A 23,000-nucleotide genomic window follows, 5' to 3' on the forward strand; every position below is an offset into this window, starting at 1 on the left:
ACTCCCCATGAGTCGTTCGACAGATCGCATTTTATATTGTAGCTTAAGATGATATATCGTATTACGTTTCTTTCATGCAATTAATTGACCAGAGCTAAAAGAGCGTGGTCCGCAGTTTTATTTCGAGGAACTCACCTGACTTGATAAAAGTTTGCTTTATCAAAATAGAGTTGTTGAGAAATTCCATAGTTCAATTAACAAAACTGCTTCAATCGACCGTTTCATGAAAAAATGGTAGGAACTCCGGCTGATTAAAAAATTTTTAAAATTATGAATTATTTTTTCATAAAACTCTGAAAAATACGAACGATTGCAATGAATCAAGAACTGTAAGAAGTATGGTAAAAAAAGATCAAACTTCTTCTCGACACATTCGTAATCTCAGTAATGAACAAAAAAATTCTAAATTGATTACTGATAAAAAATCGATTTTAAAAAGAAATTCTCCATCCGATCTTTGGATTCCAAGAGTAAAAATTCCACATTTAACAAAACGAATTTCACAGTTTAAATCTTTAAAATGTATGTTACATTTCCTTTTAAAGAAAAACCGCCATCGATTACATTCTCCTTTTGCTCATTCTCAAAAAGAAAAGACCTTATATCAAGAAACCGAACTTGAACTGGTTCGTTTTTCTTTTCGACCTAACGCTGCGGATTGGGCGGAATTAAGACTTGCTGCTCGTTACTACGGTGTTTCCATTTGTAATTTTTTCGTAATGCTTCTTACTTTTGATGAAAATAAAGGTTCTTCAAAATCCTTTTGGAATGATTTTAAAAATCGAAAATTCCAAAATTCAGAAATTTTACTTATCCAATTGATTTCTTCCAAGAGGAATACTCTATTTTTTTCTATCGTCACCGGGTTTAACACTTTTCATGGGTTCGAACGAAAATCATCTGCTTAAAATGTTAACTCTTTCAATTCTACCGTAATTTGATTTTATGGCGGTCTTCCGACCCGAAATAAGACATAAACTACAGAAAATTCAGCAATTTAAATATTCAATTTTCAAAAAATTATAATATTTGTTTGTAATATAAAAATGAATATTCAAAAAAAATAAGGATAAAGGAAAAAAATTTCAAAAAACAGAGCCGACGGTTCCATTATCGGAACTGATAACGGTATGAAAATTAAAAAATCAAAACAACCATTCAGACATTTAAAATTATTCAAGCCAAACCGTTTTGGAAAAGATCGAACCGAGCAGAAACTCCGAGATTTTCCAAAAAATCTAAAAAAATTGGGGTCACCATCGGATGTCAATATTCCTAAGGAGTTGGTTTCTTATTTGAATAAAAGAATCCAAAGAGCAGGTTCTTTGAGATTACTTTTAAATCAATGTATCCATCAAAGACCATTTCTAATATTGGTTCCAAAACAAACTTTAAGGAACAAAATCAGTTACCAAAAACAAAAGCTCGAATTGCAGAGATATTCTTTTCGGCCATTTGAGAATGATTGGATAGAACTTAAAAGACTCGCCTTTCTACACGGAGTTTCGATGTGCAAAATGTTTGTAACACTATTATTGGAGACAGATCTTTATCCGGAATCTAGATATGTGGAAAATCTAATTTTAGATGAATTTAAAGAATATATCGGAGATCCGACCTTAATTCAAAAAACTAGAAACTAAATGAACATTTAAAACTGAGAAATTACTCAAAATGGATGGGCAATTTTACCAAAAATGCAAAGTTCTCAAAAATTGAGCTTGGCTGGGAATTGTTTGCTTTTTGCGGGAGGGTACTACATTCTCAGTTTTTTAAACAAACACGAATTCGAGGTAGTGCGAAAGGGATCGATGCGAGGAAACTAAAGCAAAACGCTCTCTCAAACTAAAGCCGTCTCACTCTCCATGAGTCGTTCGACAGATCGCGTTTTAAATTGCAACTTAAGATGAAATATCGTATTAAGTTTCTTTCATACAATTTATTGACCAGAGGGGAGAGTCCGGTCCGGCTCCAATGGCAAGCCGGATTCGCCCTGATTTTCTTACGCCCAATTTCAGGTTATAATAGAATAGCTAAAACTCTACCTTTAAACTTGAATTTGTTTGAAATACTTTATTATAGGAATGAGTAGAAGGTTTTGATTTTGAAACCGTTACGAATCAGAGTTCTATAAAAGAATTTTTAAAATTCTTCCTTCAAAATAGACTCATCTGAAAATTTATTCTCTATACAGGAATCAGTAGTATTTTTGAAAGTTAATTCCTCTCAGCAAAGAATTTTATTTTTTACCACGAAGAAAAAAAATAAGATACTACTTCGGACACATAAATAGAATGCTTGAGTTAGATTGTTTCAAAAATTTGAATGTAAACCTCTTCACAATAAGCCATAATCCGGGTCAGAATCATCTTTACAAAATCGACAGTTAATTTTCGATTCCACTTTCATACGCCTTCGTAGTAAATTGGTTAAATATTTCTTGAAAATGAAGATTAAATTCTTACAGTGTTTGAATCTTACTAATTACTGCATAATGAAAGTGTCCTAAATTTTGCATGTTTATCAGAAACTTGACTCAAAATTCATGGATTTTATTCTGTAGAAATCAGTAGAACTTAATTAAGAAAGTTATGGAGTGTATAATGTTCAAAAATTTAAAAAGAATGAGTATTTTATTTTTCCTTATAAGTCCCTTGTTTTCTTCTTCAGTTTTTGCTTTAGGGACTTACTCAGAAGGTTGGGCAGTAGTAAAATTGGTACAATTTGAAAGCCGCGGACTTATTTTTGATTCTTATGAGGGAATTTTAGAATTTACTACCTATGACAAATCCGAAAAATGCGAGTCATCCAAGGACGAATGTTTTTCTCCATTAAAAGAAAAAGTAGAATTTTCTGTTCGTCCCGAAAATGCAGAAACCGTAAATTTTTTAAGTAATAGTTTAAATCAAGAAATTTTGATTCAATACAAAATCCATAAAATTGAACCTGTCGCGCTTTCAACCGATTTTGAAATCATTTCTGCTCAAAGACAAATCCCTACTATTCCTAAGGAAGCTGCCGAGAAAATCATTGTAGATAAAACAGGATCTAAAAGAAATTTTTCGGTTTCAGGTAGAATTCTTCAATTGGATTATCAAGGAACTGCAATTGGAACTTATGAAGGTTTATATCTGGACGAAGTCCGTGGAAAAGTTCATCCTTTTTCGATTACGAACGATCAAGTAGCCGAATTTGCTTGGAACACGATGAAATTTGGAACAAAGTATTTCATAGGTATTTCCGTCGCCTTTGCAACGGGTTGGAGGAAATCGGATTATGATATTTTTGAAATCAATTATAAATCTCCAGCGGGTGGTGTTTATACCGATTTGAAAAAGTGATTTTTCCTTATAACTTTAGTAAAAAAATAAAAACTTTTCTTTTATTTAAAGAGGGCGGTCTACCGACCTCTTTAAATAAAATTTTTAATTAAAAGAAATATTACCCAGAAGTCCATGAAAGAGCTACTTGAGTTTATTCAAAAGTTAGAATGCAAGACCTCCTTCAAAATAAACAGTAAATTCAGGAATAAACACAATCGATAAAGCTTTTTATATTTCGCAAAAATTCATCGTTTTATTTTTAAGTGTTTCGGTTTTGTAGTAAAAAGAACCTTTATAAAAAGCAAAAATCAAATTTTTATTTATAAAATTCAAAAAGAATGATCGTTTAATCTAATTCTGCATGAAATCGTTGTTTTACGACCTTCATTAACGTGAGTTTGGCATGATTCATTTTTCTAAAAAAAGTTAGGACTTGAACTTTGAGGATTAGTTTCTTAAAATATAAGAACTACTGCAAACCACAATTTTACAAACTAATTCTAAAATTGTAGGAACTCATACTTTTAAAAAAATCTTTCTCGTTTTCTAACGTCGAACTAGTGTTACTTAAAGTGAATTTGACGTAAAAAAAATCTGGGGGAATCCGGCTTTGCCTGTAGTAAGCCGGACCAGACTTTTTAGCTGGTGAATAAATTGTATGCAAGAAACATTAAAGTATTTAAAGATATTACACAGTGAGAAAGATCAAGCACAGGCTGGTTTTACAGCTTTAACTTGCATTTAATCATAAATGATCGAGGTGAAATATTATCATTTATGAAACCTCCTGAAAATGTGGACGATAGGAATTTGAAAGTGATCTTTCCACTTGTTAAAAATATTTACAGAACGCCGGAAAAAAAATCCATCTGATTGTTCATTCAATGGGACATCAGTTCGTACTTACTGCGTTATCCGAAATTGGAAAAGAAACGGACAAACCCTTAATCCAAGAACTGATTCTAAACGCGCCTGACTTCGATTCTACGGAATTCAGACTCATTTCAGATTCTCTAATAAAATCCTCCAAAAGAATCACTCTCTATTGTTCTCCCGGAGATAACGCACTTCAAATTTCTGCATCCTTAAATCAAGGAAGTAGACTCGGTTCTTGTGCTCCCATCGAGGATTTCGACGTGGTAAATGTAAATCCTATAGATTCTTCCCTAATTTCTATCGGGCATGGATACTACTCGTCTAGACCTTTGTTAACGGACATTTATCAAGTATTTCTCGGAATCAAAGTCAAAAAGAGACTTTTTATCCAAAAATCTTTCGGAAATGAAAATTTCATTTTAAGAAATTAGTAAGGAATTGATTTTAATGTAACGTGAGCAGGGCGTAACGCGAAAGGGATCGATGAATGAACTAAAGCAAAACGCTCTCCTAAGGGTCGCGTTTTAGGGTCAATAAATTGAATCTAAAGACGATTGTTGTATTATGTTTCCTGTATGCAATTTATTGACCAGAGCTGAGAGCCCGGCCGGCTGCCTGTGGCAAGCCGGATTCGCCCCGGTTTTCTTATGTCGAACTCACGTTAATATAAGTTCTTTATCTAAAAAATATTTTTAAAATCGTATTTTCGCAAATACGATTATCAATATTTCATTTTTTACTAAAAAGGTTGAAAAAAATAGAAAGTAAACGTGAACATAAACCGAAATGAAAATTATACCGTTACCATGACTTTTTGTACATTCCGACAAATAACTTGTTGAATTCGGGAATATTTTTAGTAACTAATGGATATGCTTCATAAACCCAAAATATTGGTGGTCGAAGACGAGATCATCGTTGCCGTCAATCTAGGACAAAAGCTAAAAAAACTAGGTTATGAGCTTGTAGGAATCACATCATCTGGCGAAGAAGCAATCCAGAAAGCGGAAGAAAATCATCCGGATTTAGTTCTCATGGATATAAACATAGAAGGAAATTTGGACGGAATCGAAACCGCCGAAGTACTTCGAAATCGGTTTCATACACCCGTTATTTATCTAACCGCATACGCAGACGAAAGCACTTTAGACAGGGCTAAAAAAACGGAGCCATTAGGATATATCGTAAAACCTTTTGAATCGGATCAACTCCGCTCATCCATCGAAGTCGCCCTTTATAAAAATGAAATTGAACAAAGATCAAAACAAACAGAAGAAAAATTAAAAGGCGCTCTGGATCAACTCGGAGCAGGAATTGTAACCACTGACGAAAACGGGCTTCTTCTTTTTATGAATCCGGCTGCTGAAAAATTGATTGGTTGTAAATATGAAGATTATTTAGGAAAACCGATTCGACAAATTTTGTTTTTCAGAAATGGATCTGGCAATACGGTCGAAAACTTAGTAGAAGAAGTGCTCAAATCCGGGCTTCCCAAAGATAATGGAAATTTATTTTTAGTCTCCAAAAACGGAAGTAGTCATGAAATTCAATTTCAAAGTTCTCCTATCTTTGGGGGAGAAGAAAAATTAACCGGAACTTTTAATATTCTTAGAACCAAAGAACAACATACAAATAACGCTGAAAAAGATACTTATCTCAAAGAAATTCATCATAGAATCAAAAACAATCTTACGATCATCTCCTCTATTTTTAGTCTTAGATCGGGTCAAACAACTGGAGAATCTAACGACGTTCTTAGAGAAAGTCAAAATCGTCTGAGAGCTGTGGCTCTTCTTCACGAAATTCTCTATGAAAGTAAGGACCTTTCTTTGATCAGTTTTGAACTCTATGTAAAAAAACTTACGGACGCACTTTTTCAAATCTATCAAGTAAATAGAGAAAAGGTTAGTCTGGAACTCAATATTCAAGAAGGTAAAGTAAAAGCCGAGATTGGTATGAATCTCGCTTTGATCATCAATGAACTCATTACAAATTCTTTAAAACACGGATTGGCTAATTCTGAATCCGGCTCGATTCGAGTTCATTTTACAAAGGAAAACGACATTTTAATCCTTGAGGTTTCTGACAGCGGAAACGGTCTTCCCGAAGAATCAATTCGAAAAAGAAATCCAAGTTCTCTTGGTCTATCCCTTGTGGAATCTCTTGCAAAACAAATCGGCGGTAAGATCGATTTTCTCAATCAAGAAGGCGCTTGCGTTCAACTTCGTTTTCCCGTTTCGGCTTAAAAAAATTTTCTGTTTCAAATTTGTTCTAGTCAAAAAAGAAACACCTGTTAGGTGATTTATATACTCATCCCTATAAAATCGAGTTTTTATAAATGTCGTATGATGTGCCGGTTAACGCGTTTTCGTTATAATTATATGCAAAAGCGATTAAAGTGAAGGAACTCAAGCAGAACGTTTTACTGAACTCAATACATCGCTCCCTGAATGCTGATCCTTAGAAAGGCATTGGCTGAGTTTTACGAATCGTTCGAAGTAACTCAAACGTCTCGCTTCTACGGTCGCTCGACAGATCGCGGGCTCTATAATCAATTGTAACTTAAGACGAAATATCATATTATGTTTTTTTTATACAATTTATTAACTAACGCGAAAGCGCAGCCGGATTCGCCCTAATTTTATTACGTCGAACTCACGTTAAAATGCATTTAAAACCTATACATTCACAATGTGATTTAATTTGTGGGAACTACCACTGAATTTAACAATGAAAATACGATTTATAAATCTATAAACTTCACAAAGAGACTTAATCTGTGGGAACTACCACCACGAATACTCAATTTTCACGGTAGAATTTACCAAACCAGGCATTCTCCGAAAGAGAAACTTGAGTCCGTAAAAATAAAAAGGAACTCCTATTTTTAGAATAGATTTTTCCTAATTTCTATTATTTCGAATTTATGTTAAATAAAAACCTGTAATGTTTGATATACAAAACATTCCAATTTTTTAAAATTGTGGGAACTCTCACAAAACTTAGAAATCATTGTTCCAAGCAATCAATCCCTATCGATTAGTCATTTCTCATATATTAGAGTATCATAACTTTTGAAAAAAATCTCCGTTTCAGGAACAAAATTTTAAACACTTTATTCCAAGGTCTCCCTCAAACAAGAGGAAGAAACTACTCCCACGCGGAACAAAAGTTACCGTATTCACGTTTCAATCCGCTTCCTCTTAAAGAAGAGGAAGAAACAGCGGCTTGATAGGACTGAAAATAATGTATTATAAAATACTTTATTAAGCTTTCTAGACATAATAATCGCGAACCTATTTTTACCATACTGTACAATTGTTAAGCTAATCTATTCCATCGCCAAACAACGAAATCTATACAAGAGCGCGAAAGATCCACAATTGATCGGGAAAAACAGGTTCGCAAAGAACAATTCATTGTAAAAGATCGGCTAATCAAAGGCAAAAACTTATAATAGGATTCCAGGAAAAATAGATTTAAAACTATAAATGAGTCAATGTTCACCTAACTGAAATTTTCAGAAAAGAAACGGAAGAATTCTTTAGAAATTATCTCAAATCAAAATTTTAAAAAAATGTTTTTTAGGCCTTACGAATTTTAGAGATTTTGAAAGGATCAATTCAAAAACAATTGAATTTAAACTCAACAAAATAGACTGACTCGTCGGTAAACATTCGCGAAGTTTTTAGTTTTGAAACAACCTAGTAAAATTCTCTATAAACTCGTATTACTTAACGTAAGGAATCCATAATTCTGAAAAAAGTTATGATTTGAACTTTATAGATTAATTTCTAAAATGTAGGAACTACTGCAAAATTTCATCTGGAAAAGTATGATTTAAAATCGCAAGAAAGAGACTTAATCTGTGGGAACTACACCAATTTATAAAATAGAAATTTATAATAATTGAATCTGTCGTATTTATGTGTGGGAACTCTCACAAACCACAATTTTACAAATAATTCCTAAAATTGTAGGAACTCATACTTTTAAAAAATTCTTTCTCAGTCGGCTCACGTTAAAATGGGATTTAAATTTTGATGATGGTCGTAAAACAACGGTTTTGTGCAAAAACCGGATGGACGATAATTCTTGTTGTATTTTATAGTAATTCCCACAATTTTTAAAGTTTAACTGGTAAATCCACGATTTGTGGTAGTTCCCACATTTATTTTTTACGAAAAAATTGACTTAAGATAAAACAAATCTCTTACGCTGAAACTCGTATTACTTAGGTTTTTTTCGAATCTGCTTTGCTCTGTATAAAATCGAATAAGAATGATTTTCGTCTGTAGAATTATACCAAAATCGTTTTTCTGTAAAAATGTGGGAACTACCACATTCCACTCTCTCTAAAAGCTCCTTCCATTCTTCTTTTGGATGCTGATGACGAATTTTTTCCCAACTGATGATCAATTCAAACCTCCTACCTCCAAAGATTATGAGAATCATTCTCATAATTAGAAAATTGTCTACCATTTCTTTGTATCAGGAATGACTTGTAAGAATTTTTTTACTCCTCAGACTGGCCGGGATGAAAACCCATTTTGAATTTTTTGAAATCGTTCCAAGACCAGAAGACAAAACCGCTATTCTTTATCTCAATAGACCCGAAAAAAGAAACGCAATGAACTGGCCTTTTTGGAGGGATTTGCCGGATACAATCGAAGAAATCAATTCGAACCCGGACATTCATTCATTCGTGATCGCCGCAAGAGGCAAATCCTTCTCCACCGGTTTAGATCTGGATTCATTTATCCAACAATTCGGAACGGTAATCCAAGCCCCCTTAGGTAGTGATCGAAGAAAGTTCTTTGATCTCATTTTAAAAATGCAAAAAGGAATCAATGCAGTTTACGGTTCTCCTAAACCTTCCATCGCAGCAGTTCAAAAACATTGTATCGGCGGCGGTTTGGATCCGATCTCCGCCTGCGATATTCGTTACGCTACCATAGACGCTTCCATCTCTCTTAGAGAAGCAAAAGTTGCGATTGTCGCTGACATGGGTTCCATCAACAGACTTCCTTCTATCATCGGACAAGGTCATACAAGAGAATTGGCCTTAACCGGAAAAGACATAGACGGACCAGAAGCGGAAAGAATCGGACTCGTTACTAAAGTATTTCCAACCGAAGAAGAAATGATGAACGCGGCTCTTGCAACTGCAAAGGAAATCGCCGAAAATCCTAAAATAGTCGTTTCTGGAATCAAAGACGTGATGAGATATTCCGAAGGAAAACCGTTAGACGCCGGTTTAAATTATGTTGCTCTTTGGAATTCTAGCTTTTTAGATTCCGCAGATTTTAGAGGGGCAATACAATCTTTTCGGGAACGCAAACGCCCCGTCTATAACCAATCTTAATTTATGCGTAAATGTCTAGTATCTTTCTCTGACCTTCTTCTTTTAAATTCTGAACCCCAGCTTCTACGGCAAGATTCAGCATTTTTCGATTTAGGTCGTTTTGTATCTGAAAGATTTCTTTAGGCAGATTCGCTACCCTTTCCAAAAGCAAACTCTGGTTTGTATTTCCGTTGATATTCATAAATTCCCTCTTCCGAGAATTTGGGGTTTTCTTTTTTTTTACCCCGGTTCTATTCTCGGATGATCAATAGAAAACTTGATTATTTTTTGAAAATTTTTAATCTGTCTAAACTGTGAATTTCCCCGCACTGATCAGATCTGCGATTCAGAGGAGCATCAAAGAGAATTTACCAAAGCTTTCAATTTATATAAAGAAGCTCTTTCCTTCACCAAAAATCCTAAAACGATTCTTAAAATACTCAATCGCCAAGCCTGGTGTCAATATCATATAGGAAACACTCGAGAAACTTTGAGTCTATTCCAAGAAATCATTTCCAAATATTCAAAAGAACCGGAAAGTTATCTTTATTATTCCAACTATCTCATTAAGATCAACAATTTCAAACAGGCTAAAAAGATTCTCACAAAAGGAATCGATCTCTATCCAGATCAATTAGAACTTTATCTCACCTTGGCTTCTCTTTTGAAAGATACCGATCGTTCCAATGAGGCCATCACGATTTTAAAACAAGCACTGGCTCAGGAAAAACTTTCGAGAGGTAAGGGAATTCTACGCAAAGATATTTGGGCGGAACTGGGACATCTTTACTATCAAAGGGGAAATTATAACTCCGCTTTAGTTTCTCTCAAAACTTCCATGCGTATGGACAGCGACGAAAACTTTCTTCACTACGACATGATCGCTCAGTGTTATCTAAAAGTAGCCGACCATAAAAACGCACTTAAGTTTATAGACTTATACATTCAATATTTTGGAGAATCTGATTCGGATATTCTCATAATCAAAGCAAGAGCTCACGCACAACTCGGAGAAAATCATCTGGCCTGTGCTTCCCTTTTACAAGCTTACTCCATGGAAAACGGTCTTAAACTCAACGCCGAAGATATGATCGACTTTGCCCCTCTTCTTCAAACCGGCTTTTTTGATACATTAGAAAATGTTGAAATAGAAGATCCCTAATTCGATCAGGAAATCCTTCGGATCAAAATAATTCTTTTTAATCCAAATTCAAAATCGATTCGAAACACAGAAATATATACTATAAAATGAGTTCGATATAAAAAAAATCGGGGCGAATCCAGCTTACTACAGGCAAGCTGGATCGGGCTCTTTTGCTCTGGTCAAGTTATTGTAAAATTCCAGAACCAGATTCAATTTTTATAAAATATCAATAACTTGAGTTTCCAACGCAACCTGTCGAACGACCCATGGGGAGTGAGACGCTGAGTTACTTCGAGCAACCTAAAACGCTTTCGTAAAAAGCGTTTTGCTGAGTTTACAACGCGATCCATAGAGAGCGTTTTGCTGAGTTCAGGGAGCGATGCATTGAGTTTGAGGAAAGCGTTGTGCTTTAGTTCATTCATCGATCCCTTTCGCGTTACCATAACTCTCCCCAAAACCCAATCATTACAAAAAACATTTATAAAAAAATAACTTTCTCCCTCAATCCTCCAGAAGTGGTTAAAACAATATTTAATATTAAAAATATTATAATAAAATAAATTTATAATTATTTGTTAATACTAAATCACACAAATAAAACATCATCAGAAAATCCGTAGAAATCCAAATTTCAAACATCCCTAAAATAACGCTCCTTAAGTCTTTAGCCCGATTACCTAAGTATTTTTATATATTTTGTCTTTATTAGTATTTTTTTATAAAATACTATTCATTTTTATGTTATATGATAACATAAAATACAAACATAAAGAATGGAGATAGTGAATAATGATAAATAAAATAACAAAACTAAAATTACTTATAGGTTACTGCCTATTATTACTCTCCCTGATGCGTTGTTTACCCGAAAATAAATCCTCATATAAGGATTTATTTATTTCGTTATTATTTCTCTCTAACCAAACAAATAATAACCAAGTAAATTCGGCTTCTATAAATAACGACTCTACAAATGCAAATCCAGCGAACCCTGCGTCTGCAAATAACAATCAAGTAAATGCTATTCCCGTAAATGACGAACCCGCAAATCTAAATCTAGCCAACTCTGCACCTGCAAATAATAATCAGGCAAATGCAGTTCCAGCTAACAATGGTTTGATGAATGAAAATTCCTTAAATAACATTCCTACAAAAGTAAATTCTAAAAATGTAGAAATAAAAGTATTAAGTCACAACCTATTTATGTTGCCTACAAATCTTCCAGGGTGGGGAAATTGGGGACACGACGAAAGAGCAAAACGAATTTCACAATCGGATTACGTAAAAAATCAGGACGTTATCGTGTTCGAAGAAGCTTTCGACACAAACGCAAGAAACATTCTCTTAGACAATCTTCAAAAAGAATATCCGTATCAAACAGATGTGGTCGGAAGAACAAAAAATAATTGGGACGCAAGCTTAGGCAATTTCAGATCTTACTCTCTCGTTAACGGAGGAGTTGTAATCCTAAGTAAATGGCCTATCGAAGAAAAGATTCAATATATCTTTAACGACTCAGGGTGTGGAGCCGATTGGTTTGCAAATAAAGGATTTGTTTACGTAAAAATCAATAAAGAAGGAAAGAAATTTCATGTCATCGGAACCCACGTTCAGTCTCAGGATCAGAATTGTTCAAATTTAGGAGTACCAAACAGGGCCAATCAATTCAATGATATTAGAAATTTTATATATTCTAAAAATATTCCAAAAGATGAAACCGTTTTGATCGTGGGTGACTTAAACGTTATCAAAAAAAGTAACGAATATTTCGATATGATTTCCAGGTTAAACGTTAGCGAACCTAAATATGTGGGAGTTCCTTTTACTTGGGATGCAAAAACAAACGAAATTGCCGCATACTATTACGAAAACCAAGAACCGGTTTACTTGGATTATATCTTTGTTTCAAAATTACACGCTCAACCTCCGGTTTGGCAAAATTTAGCTTACGATCCGGTCTCTAAACAAACCTGGACAACATCCGGATATACAAGCGACGAATTTTCAGATCACTATCCGGTATACGGTTTTGTATATGCAGATTCCTCTACTCCTACAAAGTCCGGACATAAAAGAAAATATGATCAAGTTTCTTTTCAATCGGCTGCTAACGGTAAATTTATTCAAGCAGATCCTAATAGAAAAAACGGTTGGCTAAGAGCGGATACAGCAATAGAAACCGATTTTACTAAATTCAATTTATTGCAAGAAGGGAATTTAAATCCTTCCTGTATAAAAAGTGGTCTCGTTAGAATCGAATCTTCTCATTCCTTAAATTACTTTTGGAATTGGTGGTTAGGCGGAGGCTCCGGTAACTATGGCTACTATCCTAAGTTTAATGACGCTTCCAACCAACTTGAAATTATCAATTTGAGTACGGAATGTCTGGAAGACGGTAATAAAATCGTATTCAAAGATTATGATACTTATTCTAAAGACCATTACTATCTTACTGTTTGGGACAAAGGAAATTGGAATGAACATCTTTATCTTTGGAAAGATTCCATCAGCCAGAGGGAAATATTTTACCTCAGATTAAATTCTACTCCGGCAAAAAATTGGAATACAGATCTTATTTATCGCTAATTTCTCTTTCTGGCCTCTTAAACCCGGAGGCCAGGTTTCCTCGAAAAAAAATATTAAAAAAATAATATATTCAAAAAAATTTTCCCAATCCGATACAATAAACGCCATAAATTTTGAAACAAATTCTTATTTAGAGACGGATTTTTAGAAACTTTATTCTATAGTTTTTGAGTAGTAAAAAGTAAGAAAATCGTCTTCCATAAAAAGAGCTTTAAATGGTGTATAAGATATTTTCTAGAAACCACAAAATAAAAAACAAAGACATCTCAATACAAACATTGAACAGGGTTTCTTAAAACCTTGATCTGGAAACTCATACTGGAACTTTAAAAAATAAAAAGCCAACTCCAAAAACTATCAAATCACCAAAACCAAACCATCTGTTGAAACTAACACAGTTTATTATCAATAAAAATATTATTCATTTCATATCCAAAACAAAAGTTCTCTTCAAAATTAAAAACACTCTAATCACTGTACATCAATAAAACTTCAAAATCGATTGATTTAAAATTTTTACGACAAGTTTCAATTCAGGTAAATTTCAAATCATATATATAGAGTTTCTTTGGTGTTTAATTCTAGAATATAATTTCAAAAAATAGATCAGCTAACAACGATTAGTAAAAGTATAACATTATATATATAGAATATTACCTAAGTATGACATTCAAAATCATAGAAATAAATATATTTTCTAGAAATGACTTTCTTTTTTTTTAAAATAATATATATAAAAAAACAGCGGAGATATGAAATGATCACAAAGCGAAACGTACTTCGAAAAAAAAACTGGGAATATACAGAAAAATTTATAAGTTTAACACTGATTACAGTTTGTTACGTATTTCTTTTTTTTACAAGCTGTAAACCGGGCAAACAAAACTCCATAAATCTTCTGTTGCTCTTGCTTAATAGTTTAGATAACAAAAATATAAATGCGGAAAGCGAAAATTCAACAAATGCAAATCCTAACGACGAGGAAAATGAAAACTCAATAAACGCAGATCCTAACCAAAATGTAAACGTTTCTTCGAGTTCCGATTCTTCAGGCCCACTTCCTCCAAACAAAAATCTTATAAGTCCCACTTCCTCAAATTCAAATGTAAACTTGGATTCTACAGATGTAGGAATTAAAATTTTAAGCCAAAATGTATTTATGGTACCTACAGATCAGGAAGACTTGGGGCAAGAAGCAAGGGCGCAGAGGATTGCGAGTTCAAACTATATAAAAAAACAAGACATTATCGTGTTTGAAGGCTTATTCCATTATGACGCAAGAAAAATTCTCTTAGAAAAAATTCGTTCCGAATACCCGTATCAAACCGACGTAGTAGGCAGCACAAAAAATGGTTGGAATACAACTTTTGGCGCCTTTACAAATCATTTAATGAAAGACGGAGGCGTAATCATCGTTAGTAAATGGCCTATCGAAGAAAAAATACAATATATATTCAATAATTTAAGTTGTGGTCAAGATCAGTATTATAACAAAGGATTCGCATATGTGAAAATTAATAAAAATGGAAAAAAATTTCATGTCATAGGAACTCAATTACAAACTCGTGAATCTGACTGTTTTAATTCTGGAGAAACTATACGTAAACTTCAAATTAAGAATATTAAAGATTTCATATATTCTAAAAATATTCCAAAAGATGAAACCGTTTTGATTGCGGGAGATTTAAACGTAGTCAAAGGAAGTAATGAATATTTCGATATGATTTCCAGGTTAAACGTTAACGAACCCAAATATGTAGGAGTCCCTTTTACTTTAGATACGAAAACAAACGCTATTGCCTCTTACTATTACGAAAATCAAGAACCGATTTACTTGGATTATATTTTTGTTTCAAAATCACACGCTCAACCTTCGGTTTGGCAAAATTTAGCTTACGATCCAATTTCAAGCACAACCTGGAAACGATCCGACGGATATACAAGTTATGAATTTTCAGATCGTTATCCGGTATACGGCTTTGTATATGCGGACTCTTCTACTCCTACAAAGTCCGGACATAAAAGAACATACGATCAAGTTTCTTTTCAATCGACTGCTAACGGTAAATTCATTCAAGCAGATCCTAATAGAAAAGACGGTTGGCTAAAAGCGGATGCTACAACAAAAACGGATTTTACTAAATTCAATTTATTGCAAGAGAGTGTTTCGGAATCTAATCCATCTTGTATGATGAATAATGGATCAGTCAGAATTGAATCTTCTTATTATTTAAATTACTATTGGAATTGGTTTATTGGCGCAGCCAGCGGCGACTATGGCTACCATACAAAGTTTAACGACGCTTCTAATAACTTAGGTATTAGAAATTTAGACAATGGATGTCTAAAAAATGGCAGCAGAGTAGCCTTTTATGATTGGGATACGGTTGGTGGTGGTTATCATTACATAACGGTTTGGGACAGAGGAAGTTGGAAGGAATACTTGTTTCTTTGGGTACAATCCTTTCTTAGCGCAAGAGAAATTTTTTACTTATATCTAGACCCCAACCCACCCAAAGACTGGAGTCAAGATTTAATTTATCATCATTAATTTTGCGACCAAAGAGAATTTCATTTTTTGGTTTTTAAAAATAAATTTTATATGTTATAATATTATTATAATATAATTTTTTAAATCTATATTTTTCTTATGCCAGAGCGATTCTATAAATAAGATGAATTTATGGAGAAGACTTTGGCGAATCGCTCGTGAATTTTATATCTAAAAAGACTCGCGATCTGTCGAACGACCTAAAACGCAACCTGCAGAGCGACCCAGAAAACTCAGCGAATACCTCTCTAAGGATCGGCATTCAGGGAGTGATGCATTGAGTTTCAGGAAAGCGTTTTGCTTTAGTTCAGGGAGTGAGACGCTGAGTTTGAGAAAGCGTTTTACTTTAGTTTCAAACGCTTTCTTAAAAACTTGGCATTTTCGATTTTATCTTTAAATTTTTTGTAAACAAATTTCTGTATGAAATAGTTTGTAGGCACAAGTTAATGCAGTTTTTAATTTCTTAAAATCTCTCTAAAAAAATCAACTATACTCCCAACTGTTAAAAACTCGTGATTTGTAAGAGTTCCCACAGTTTACAAATTTAGACGTAGTTACGACCCACCACTAAACATTCAATATATCCAACAAGTACAATACATTAAAAATCCTTGATACATTCAAAAGAACTGTTTTCCGAAGAAAAACGACTGGCCTCAGCCAGCCCATCTTCAAACAATATCTTGAAATAAAGAATTTTCTAATATTCTAAAGGATGTAAAATGGTTACCGTGTAAAGCAAAAAAGAAATCTCCTTGCTTATGAGCGTTTTGTAAAGAATCCATAGAAACTAACGTGGAAGTATCCTGAGGCTCCAATCTAGAATCAGAGTTGCTCGCAATTTCAATGTATTTATTAGAACTTTTTTGTTTAAATTGTGCAAACAGAGGAACAATTGTACATTGTGTTTTATCTAATAAAACGTAGGAATAATCGAAACCAAAAAGAAAATTACCGTCGGAAAGCTGAAAACAAACAATCGGAGAACGTTCCAAACGAATCGGCTCACCTAAAGGCTGTAAGTTGTCATCCAAAAGCAAAATTCCACTTCTATTATTCTTTCCCTTTTTAAATTCGCCATATAAAACGACTTCGGACGTACCACAAAATACGCTGGATGGATTAAAATCAGAAAACTCTTTTTTATTTTTGATTTCTAAATACCCGTTTATAATAGAAATTTCATATAAAAACGGATCGTTTTTCAAACTGCTTACGGTAAAAAATCTATCACCGAACGAAACGAAATATTCCACACATCCATTTTCAATTTTTATTTTTTGAACTGGTTGAATTTGATCAGATAAATTCAAATCTACCAATCCAATTCCTTCCCAATTCATAGCAAGAATTGCATTTTCGCCAATAATCTTCATGTCATAAATGTCGTAGCCTAATAATACGAAAGAATTTACACGTTTCGGTTCGGATATATTAGACAAATCAAATGTATGAATCGCTCTTTTGTCTTCGGCCACATATAACGTATCCATTTTAATTTCTACTTTTACTATCACGTTTTGAAACGAGATAGATTGAACATGAGTAGGCTTTTCTGGAATTTCAAGACTAAGAATATGAATTTCATACGCTCGGCCGTAGTCTCCGTATATGAACGCATAATCTTTATAAACTACAAATTGATTCACATTCTTTAGGAAAACTTTATCCAACAATTCCAAATGAAAACTTAACATCTTGATCCTTAATTTAAAGAATTTATAAATTCCTTATATATCTCGTGGTGTTCTATAGATAAAAAATCTTTTTCAGAAAGAATTTTAGTTCTATTGTAAATTTCTGGCTCAAGACCCGCTGCTTCTTTTAAATAAGATACACTTTTTTCGGGATCTTGTAACTTGGAATACAAACAGGCAGCGTTAAACTTTGCATGTGCATAATATTTACGAAAAATATCTGAGTATTGTTTATCTAAATCATAGCCTAAAATCTTATCCATAAAATCAGATTCTTTTTTATAATCAAAACGGCTCCAATCCATAGAAAAAATTGAATCAAAAGTTATTTTAGCCGTTTCTAACTTGCCTATTTCTATTTGCAAAACTCCTAAATTAGTTGCAATCAAAACGTATTCAGGTCTTGTCTGATCCGAATCTTTCAGAAATTGAATCAGAATCGACTCAAACTCATTTAAACGATTTTCATTTTGAAACGCCCAATAAACAGTTAAAAAACAATATATGATCGCATCCGGATCCAAATCCTTTACAGTCTCTACAATTACTAATGAATTTTGTTTTTCCTGAAGTTTAGAAAAAATGAATTTAGCGAGTTCTCTAGAAGAAACCTCATCGTATTCTCTAATAAAAAATGACAAATGAGTATGAAAAACTGAATTTTGCAAAAGTTCTTCTTTTAAAAACTCATTTGGATAATACAGTTTCAAAATCTGAAAAACCGAATTTTTCTCAGTTTCCCATTCTAAAAGTTGTAAAAGTTCCTTAGAAAAATTTTTAGAACTTCTTAAAAGTTTAGGCGCAATCGAAAGGTTGAGAGATAAATTGCCAGGTTTTAAAAATGTAGCCAGTTCCTTTTCGGAAATAGAACCCAACTTTTCGAAAACCAAGTATTCTTCGGCTTGATTTTGAATCCATACCTTATGCGACTCTATTTCAAGTTTTGAATATTCTTTTTTTAATACATCTATAAACAAATCCATATCAAAGGATTCTAAATCAGTTACAAAATTACCGTCCCGAAAAAAATGATTTTGAAAAACGGAACGAACTTTTGTATAAAAAGCATATAACTTTCCGGAAGGAATCTCGTCCCAGTTCTGATCTGGAAATAAAAGATATAAAAAGAACGCTTTTGAAAGTATAAAATCATCTTTCCAAAGAACCGGAAGAATTTGTCTTAATTCTTCCATACCCCGTTTGATCCCTTCTTTTTTTTCTATATAATTTACTTTCAAAAAAAGCAACAGAGGATTTATAGATATTTCGGATAACGTTTCATTTAAAATATCCAACACATCCGTCTTCTCTAATAAAAACGCTTGGATCGACTTAGCCGCAATTCCACATTCAAGATATACCCTTTGTCCACTGTTTAGTTTTCCATGTACGTTCAATAACTTTAGAATTTCCGTCATTTCGGATATAATTTGAAAAAAACTTTCTCTATTTTTTTTAGCCTTATTCCTTAACTTTTCGGCGTAAAATAAAGCAAAACGTGAAGGTACGTCTTGAGGATCGTTTTTTAAAGCTTTTAAAAGCGCGTAAAAAATCCGATTTCGATTTATATCCTTTTCAATATTTTCATAATATACTAAAAAACCAGGCTCGCTATCATAAAGAAGATCTTCCCAAATTTCAGAACGCGCAAAATCTTCCGGAAAATGTTCGAACCGATCCAGAAAATATGACCAACGTACCACAGGAGCTTGCTTAGACCACTGATCGTAAAATTCCTCCATATAAAATTCGTTTTCTTTATGCAATTCATGAACGAGAGAAGGAATATCATCACATCCGATGGTGTACAAAATAGTAGCGAGCTCTCGCGTAGAGTCCTCATAGTTATATCTTTCCATCACTTCAATCACTGCGGGAACCGCCCTTTTTGCCTTTTTCCCTAAAGGCAAAAGTCTATCTTTAAAAATAAAATCCCACGCTTCCCCAAACCAAGGAAATTTTTTCGGCATACAGTGAATCAGATCGATGATCACATCTATAAATTCTTCTGGTGGATTTGAATATATCGGACTCTCTTTAGAATCGAATTGATTGGATTTAAATCTGGCCTCGATCTCCATAGCTCGGATCTTAAACCCGGGATGAGCCAAGGACTTCATTCGATTTAAAGTCTCCTCAAACGAACTATAAAATTCAGACCTATATTCCTCCGGAATAGATAAATAAGAATGAAACAAAACATATGAAAAATCATTAATATTAGGAATTGCTATTTTGTATGAATCAACCAACGGAGGTGGAAGACGGAAAAAAACTTTGTTCTGAAAATTGCGCGCGTTTTCTAGATGAGATTTGGGATTGAATTGCGCCAGTTTCCAAAAAAACGAAGAAAATAGATGAGGCTCAAAATCCTTTACTCTTGCAAGAAGGTCTTGTTCGTCTTGTTCGTCGAAGTTATAATTGAGAGAATCTGAGGCAGATTTTTCCAAAATAGATTGAAATTCCGGATTAGAATTTACGATTTTAAGCAAGGTCTGAAATTCTTTGGAATCCTGTTGATCTAAAAATTTAAGATGAAATAAAAATTCTTCCTTTGCAGAAATGGAATTTTCGATTTTAGATGATGTTTCATACAACGTGAAATAAGGATTCTCTCGAATAGATTGTAATTCAATCGGAGGCAAAATTTCTAAAAAAAACGAATCCTGAGTATAATTGTAACATTCTTCCGAGTTTACTAGAACGTAAAAAGGAAAAACTTTCGGAAACTTTGCGAACCTTTCGTCTAACAAAAGTTTATCTACAATTTCACGAATCATTTTTGTAAATAGAAGTAGTTTGATATGAACGTGTAAATCCCGTCCGTCGATTTTTTCTTCTTGATAATAAATCGAATATTCCCCCTCTTCCATATCGTAGATAAAATCATAGAGTTCGGAACTGTTTTCTTCTGTTTCCTCCAAATCTTCTCCAGAAGGATACGAATCTTTTTCAAAGATGATTTCGTGATTGAGTCCGAACACATTCGAAATTCTTTGTGTTTCCGGATCAAAATGAATCGATTCTAAAACCGCACTAGAAAATCCATCATCGGACATCTTAAAAAGAAAACCGTTGAAAGGTTTAAATCGATGAACTCTTAAATTTTCCGGATTGAAACTTTCTTCTAAATGTTTTAAGACCAGATCCACTTTCTTAGATAACGGTTCAGAAAAATGAAATCCATCTAACATCTCCTGAAAACGAACAGATAAACTTTTGTATTTCTTCTCTTCCTTTAAAATTCCCTTTTTATTTTGGTTTCGTTCGTCTTGAAAAATTTTCTCAAGAAGTTTTATGGCTCCTTCAAAATCAAAATGATTCAGTTTTTCGAAGTAGTCTGAGTAGTATTTTGGAATTGTCTTTTTTGGAAAGTCTTTCGGTCTAAAAATCATATATTACGGTTCAATCAAAAGTATTCGGTAAAATAACAGACGACTTAGAAAGTCATATCACTTTTTATCCGAAAGATTATAAATTGAGGACGTAAATATTGTGGATTCTGAATAAGAAAGTTTGGATCAATCCAAGTCATTCTCACTTATAGTTCATAAATTAAAAAAAGAGAAGAATTTTCCTACAGACCAAAAAATAAAAGTATTCTGACACCGATTCGGCATTTTAAGTAAAGAAAAGATAAAGGATTTTTGAGATAGGTTCTAAAACTAATGATCCTTGTTTTTGGCGAATTTGTGCCGAGTTCCGATTTGTGAATGAAAACAATCGGACTTTTCAAGGAGTAAATGAACGATTCATAATATCATATTCTTAATATATTTTTCAAATTCATTTCTTTATTTTCCAGATTCGAATCAGAATCAGAAAAATGAAAACGGAAAAAAGGCCGGAAATGATTCCTATTGAGTAAGCACTAAAAACACCGGAACGTTCCAGATAGGATTCCGTCGGATTTTTAGGGTTGTAATGGATCCAAACGGAGCGGTTCTCATATTTTTTTAATATTTCTTCCGCAACGGAAGAGTTGCTTGAGCTCCATATTCCTCCGATTTGAATTCGATTGCCGATGTATTCCTTATTTTCGATTCGATAGCTATATTCAATTTTAGGAATATATTGGGAGAGACGTGTTCTATCCGATATATTTTGGTGTACGCCGTTTTTGTCTTGAACGTGAACGTGTGCTCCTATAATTGTTGCTTCCGTTATCGGCCAGTTTTCGGCCAAATGATAAATGTAGACATTTTGAAATCCTAAAAAACTGATCCGCAAAGCGACTGCTAAAAAAGGAAGAAAGAAGGAAGTGAAGAGCACACTCCTTTGTTTTTGCGGTGAAATTTTTTTCGTTAAGGTTTTGTGGGAATCGATATATATGGCAAACCAAAATCCGAATATGTTCGAAAAACAAACGCCTAAAAGCAAAACAAAAAAAGGAAAGATCCCCGTTCCCTGTATTAATACGCTTTCTTCTTTTGTATCGGGATTCAAAAACACGGACACCGAATCGGAAGAATTGTAAAGATTGAACGTATCGAATTCTTCTCCTATGTAAGGGAATTCTTTGAGATAACTGATTTTTGAGTTGGTGTATGTTTTTCCTCCCGACGCGTATTGATAAAAGACTTTTGTGTTCGAATGTTTTGTGCTATGGTTATCGTAGATTGTCCTTATCGAAAGAATTTTCCCGTTCGTCTTTTTCCAGGTATTACTTTGTATTCCTTTGTAAATCTCATGCGCGGAAAACGAAACAAACGAAAGCGGTATAAATGTAAATATCGCAAGGAGTGTTCCAAAAAACATCTTTATCGTGGAGCCGGCGATTTTTTCTTTTCCAAACAGAAAAAGGATCGAAGAGATTTCGACGGAAAAGAATAAAATGCTGAGTAAGAAACAGAATACGAAGAATAGGATCGGATAAATGAGATTGGAAAATTCGAATGCGTTCTCTACTACGGATTCTTTGGGGTTATCGGGATTGTAGTAGATGGAGATATTTTGATTTTTTTTTAAATTTTGAATTCTACTTTCGATTTCGTTTTCACTCAGTCCAAAACGAATCGTATCGTTTTTATAGTCAGTTCCGTTTACGATATACCCGTAGAGAAATTTTTTTTTTTGCTATGATTTCGTCTAACTTTTCTTCTTCCGAAGGATGAGAAATAATCGTCGCAGTGGAGGGCATCCAGGAAACACTTTCCCATGATTTTTGAATTTGTTTTCCAAATGCGTAAAGACCGAGTGCGCTAAATCCTGTGAATAAGGATAGGACAAGAATGAAAATGAGAAAGATGATAATTTCGGGGATCGAGATTTTGTTTTTGCGTTTCATCCGTTAACCGCCGTAATTCGAAGTGGAACCCCTCGTGAATCCTAAATCGAGACTTGATTTTGTCATCGATTTTTTCCGTTGATGTGTGAACTCCCACATTCTCCGGAAATCTTTTTCGTGGAACCGGCTTTCCCGCTTCAAAAAAGAGAAGAATTTTCCTACAGACCAAAAAATAAAAGTATTCTGACGTAA

Annotated in this window: 11 protein-coding genes and 4 pseudogenes; 10 read left to right on the forward strand and 5 right to left on the reverse strand. The window is 33.6% G+C overall.

Translation table 11 applies throughout. The features are described 5' to 3' along the window. Positions 1 to 338: 338 nt before the first annotated feature. The 6 genes and pseudogenes from LEP1GSC049_RS224365 to LEP1GSC049_RS224350 all read left to right on the forward strand — a co-directional run bounded on the left by LEP1GSC049_RS224365 (position 339) and on the right by LEP1GSC049_RS224350 (position 6,445). Positions 339 to 908 (forward strand): DUF1564 family protein, encoded by a 570-nt coding sequence (locus LEP1GSC049_RS224365; protein ID WP_016560335.1) that lies wholly within the window; start codon positions 339 to 341, stop codon positions 906 to 908. Positions 909 to 1,130: 222 nt separating this feature from the next. Beyond that, a complete protein-coding gene (locus LEP1GSC049_RS224360) occupies positions 1,131 to 1,643 on the forward strand; it encodes a DUF1564 family protein (protein ID WP_016560334.1) in 513 nt (170 codons plus the stop codon). A gap of 960 nt (positions 1,644 to 2,603) precedes the next feature. Then, entirely contained in the window at positions 2,604 to 3,341 is a 738-nt protein-coding gene (lsa26, locus tag LEP1GSC049_RS224355; protein WP_004755491.1) for a surface adhesion protein Lsa26, read from the forward strand. A gap of 654 nt (positions 3,342 to 3,995) precedes the next feature. Next, positions 3,996 to 4,169 (forward strand): annotated as a pseudogene (locus LEP1GSC049_RS2000000229205) (transposase); the annotation flags it as partial. Then, positions 4,163 to 4,630, forward strand: a pseudogene (locus LEP1GSC049_RS02000000224380) (alpha/beta hydrolase); the annotation flags it as partial. The pseudogenes LEP1GSC049_RS2000000229205 and LEP1GSC049_RS02000000224380, both read left to right, overlap by 7 nt. A 435-nt stretch (positions 4,631 to 5,065) precedes the next feature. After that, entirely contained in the window at positions 5,066 to 6,445 is a 1,380-nt protein-coding gene (locus LEP1GSC049_RS224350) for a histidine kinase dimerization/phosphoacceptor domain -containing protein (protein ID WP_004758197.1), read from the forward strand. Between the two features lie 1,984 nt (positions 6,446 to 8,429). Here LEP1GSC049_RS224350 and LEP1GSC049_RS224345 read toward each other — a convergent pair. Next, positions 8,430 to 8,660, reverse strand: a complete 231-nt coding sequence (locus tag LEP1GSC049_RS224345; RefSeq protein ID WP_017858930.1) for an LIC12628 family protein — start codon at positions 8,658 to 8,660, stop codon at positions 8,430 to 8,432. 76 nt (positions 8,661 to 8,736) lie between these two features. Between LEP1GSC049_RS224345 and LEP1GSC049_RS224340 the strand changes: the two genes are divergently transcribed. Next, entirely contained in the window at positions 8,737 to 9,564 is an 828-nt protein-coding gene (locus LEP1GSC049_RS224340; protein ID WP_016560328.1) for a crotonase/enoyl-CoA hydratase family protein, read from the forward strand. A 1-nt stretch (position 9,565) separates the two neighbouring features. Here LEP1GSC049_RS224340 and LEP1GSC049_RS224335 read toward each other — a convergent pair whose 3' ends face one another. After that, positions 9,566 to 9,745 (reverse strand): hypothetical protein, encoded by a 180-nt coding sequence (locus LEP1GSC049_RS224335; RefSeq protein WP_004756138.1) that lies wholly within the window; start codon positions 9,743 to 9,745, stop codon positions 9,566 to 9,568. Between the two features lie 112 nt (positions 9,746 to 9,857). Here LEP1GSC049_RS224335 and LEP1GSC049_RS224330 point away from each other — a divergent pair. The 3 genes and pseudogenes from LEP1GSC049_RS224330 to sph (LEP1GSC049_RS224320) all read left to right on the forward strand — a co-directional run bounded on the left by LEP1GSC049_RS224330 (position 9,858) and on the right by sph (LEP1GSC049_RS224320) (position 15,824). Next, a pseudogene (locus LEP1GSC049_RS224330) lies at positions 9,858 to 10,705 on the forward strand (tetratricopeptide repeat protein). Positions 10,706 to 11,476: 771 nt separating this feature from the next. Next, positions 11,477 to 13,273 (forward strand): sphingomyelin phosphodiesterase, encoded by a 1,797-nt coding sequence (gene sph, locus LEP1GSC049_RS224325; RefSeq protein WP_016753241.1) that lies wholly within the window; start codon positions 11,477 to 11,479, stop codon positions 13,271 to 13,273. A gap of 757 nt (positions 13,274 to 14,030) precedes the next feature. Beyond that, positions 14,031 to 15,824, forward strand: a complete 1,794-nt coding sequence (sph, locus tag LEP1GSC049_RS224320; RefSeq protein ID WP_004776718.1) for a sphingomyelin phosphodiesterase — start codon at positions 14,031 to 14,033, stop codon at positions 15,822 to 15,824. A 671-nt stretch (positions 15,825 to 16,495) separates the two neighbouring features. Here sph (LEP1GSC049_RS224320) and LEP1GSC049_RS224315 read toward each other — a convergent pair. From LEP1GSC049_RS224315 to LEP1GSC049_RS2000000228610, 3 genes and pseudogenes are all read right to left on the reverse strand, one after another. Continuing rightward, the gene (locus tag LEP1GSC049_RS224315; RefSeq protein WP_004776713.1) at positions 16,496 to 17,521 is read right to left on the reverse strand and encodes an LVIVD repeat-containing protein; all 1,026 of its coding nucleotides are present in this window, start codon (positions 17,519 to 17,521) and stop codon (positions 16,496 to 16,498) included. 8 nt (positions 17,522 to 17,529) lie between these two features. Beyond that, the gene (locus LEP1GSC049_RS224310) at positions 17,530 to 20,916 is read right to left on the reverse strand and encodes a TPR end-of-group domain-containing protein (protein WP_004758180.1); all 3,387 of its coding nucleotides are present in this window, start codon (positions 20,914 to 20,916) and stop codon (positions 17,530 to 17,532) included. Positions 20,917 to 21,307: 391 nt separating this feature from the next. Next, positions 21,308 to 22,808 (reverse strand): annotated as a pseudogene (locus LEP1GSC049_RS2000000228610) (DUF3592 domain-containing protein). Between the last annotated feature and the right edge of the window lie 192 nt (positions 22,809 to 23,000).

The organism is Leptospira kirschneri serovar Cynopteri str. 3522 CT (assembly GCF_000243695.2).
Classification (GTDB): domain Bacteria; phylum Spirochaetota; class Leptospiria; order Leptospirales; family Leptospiraceae; genus Leptospira; species Leptospira kirschneri.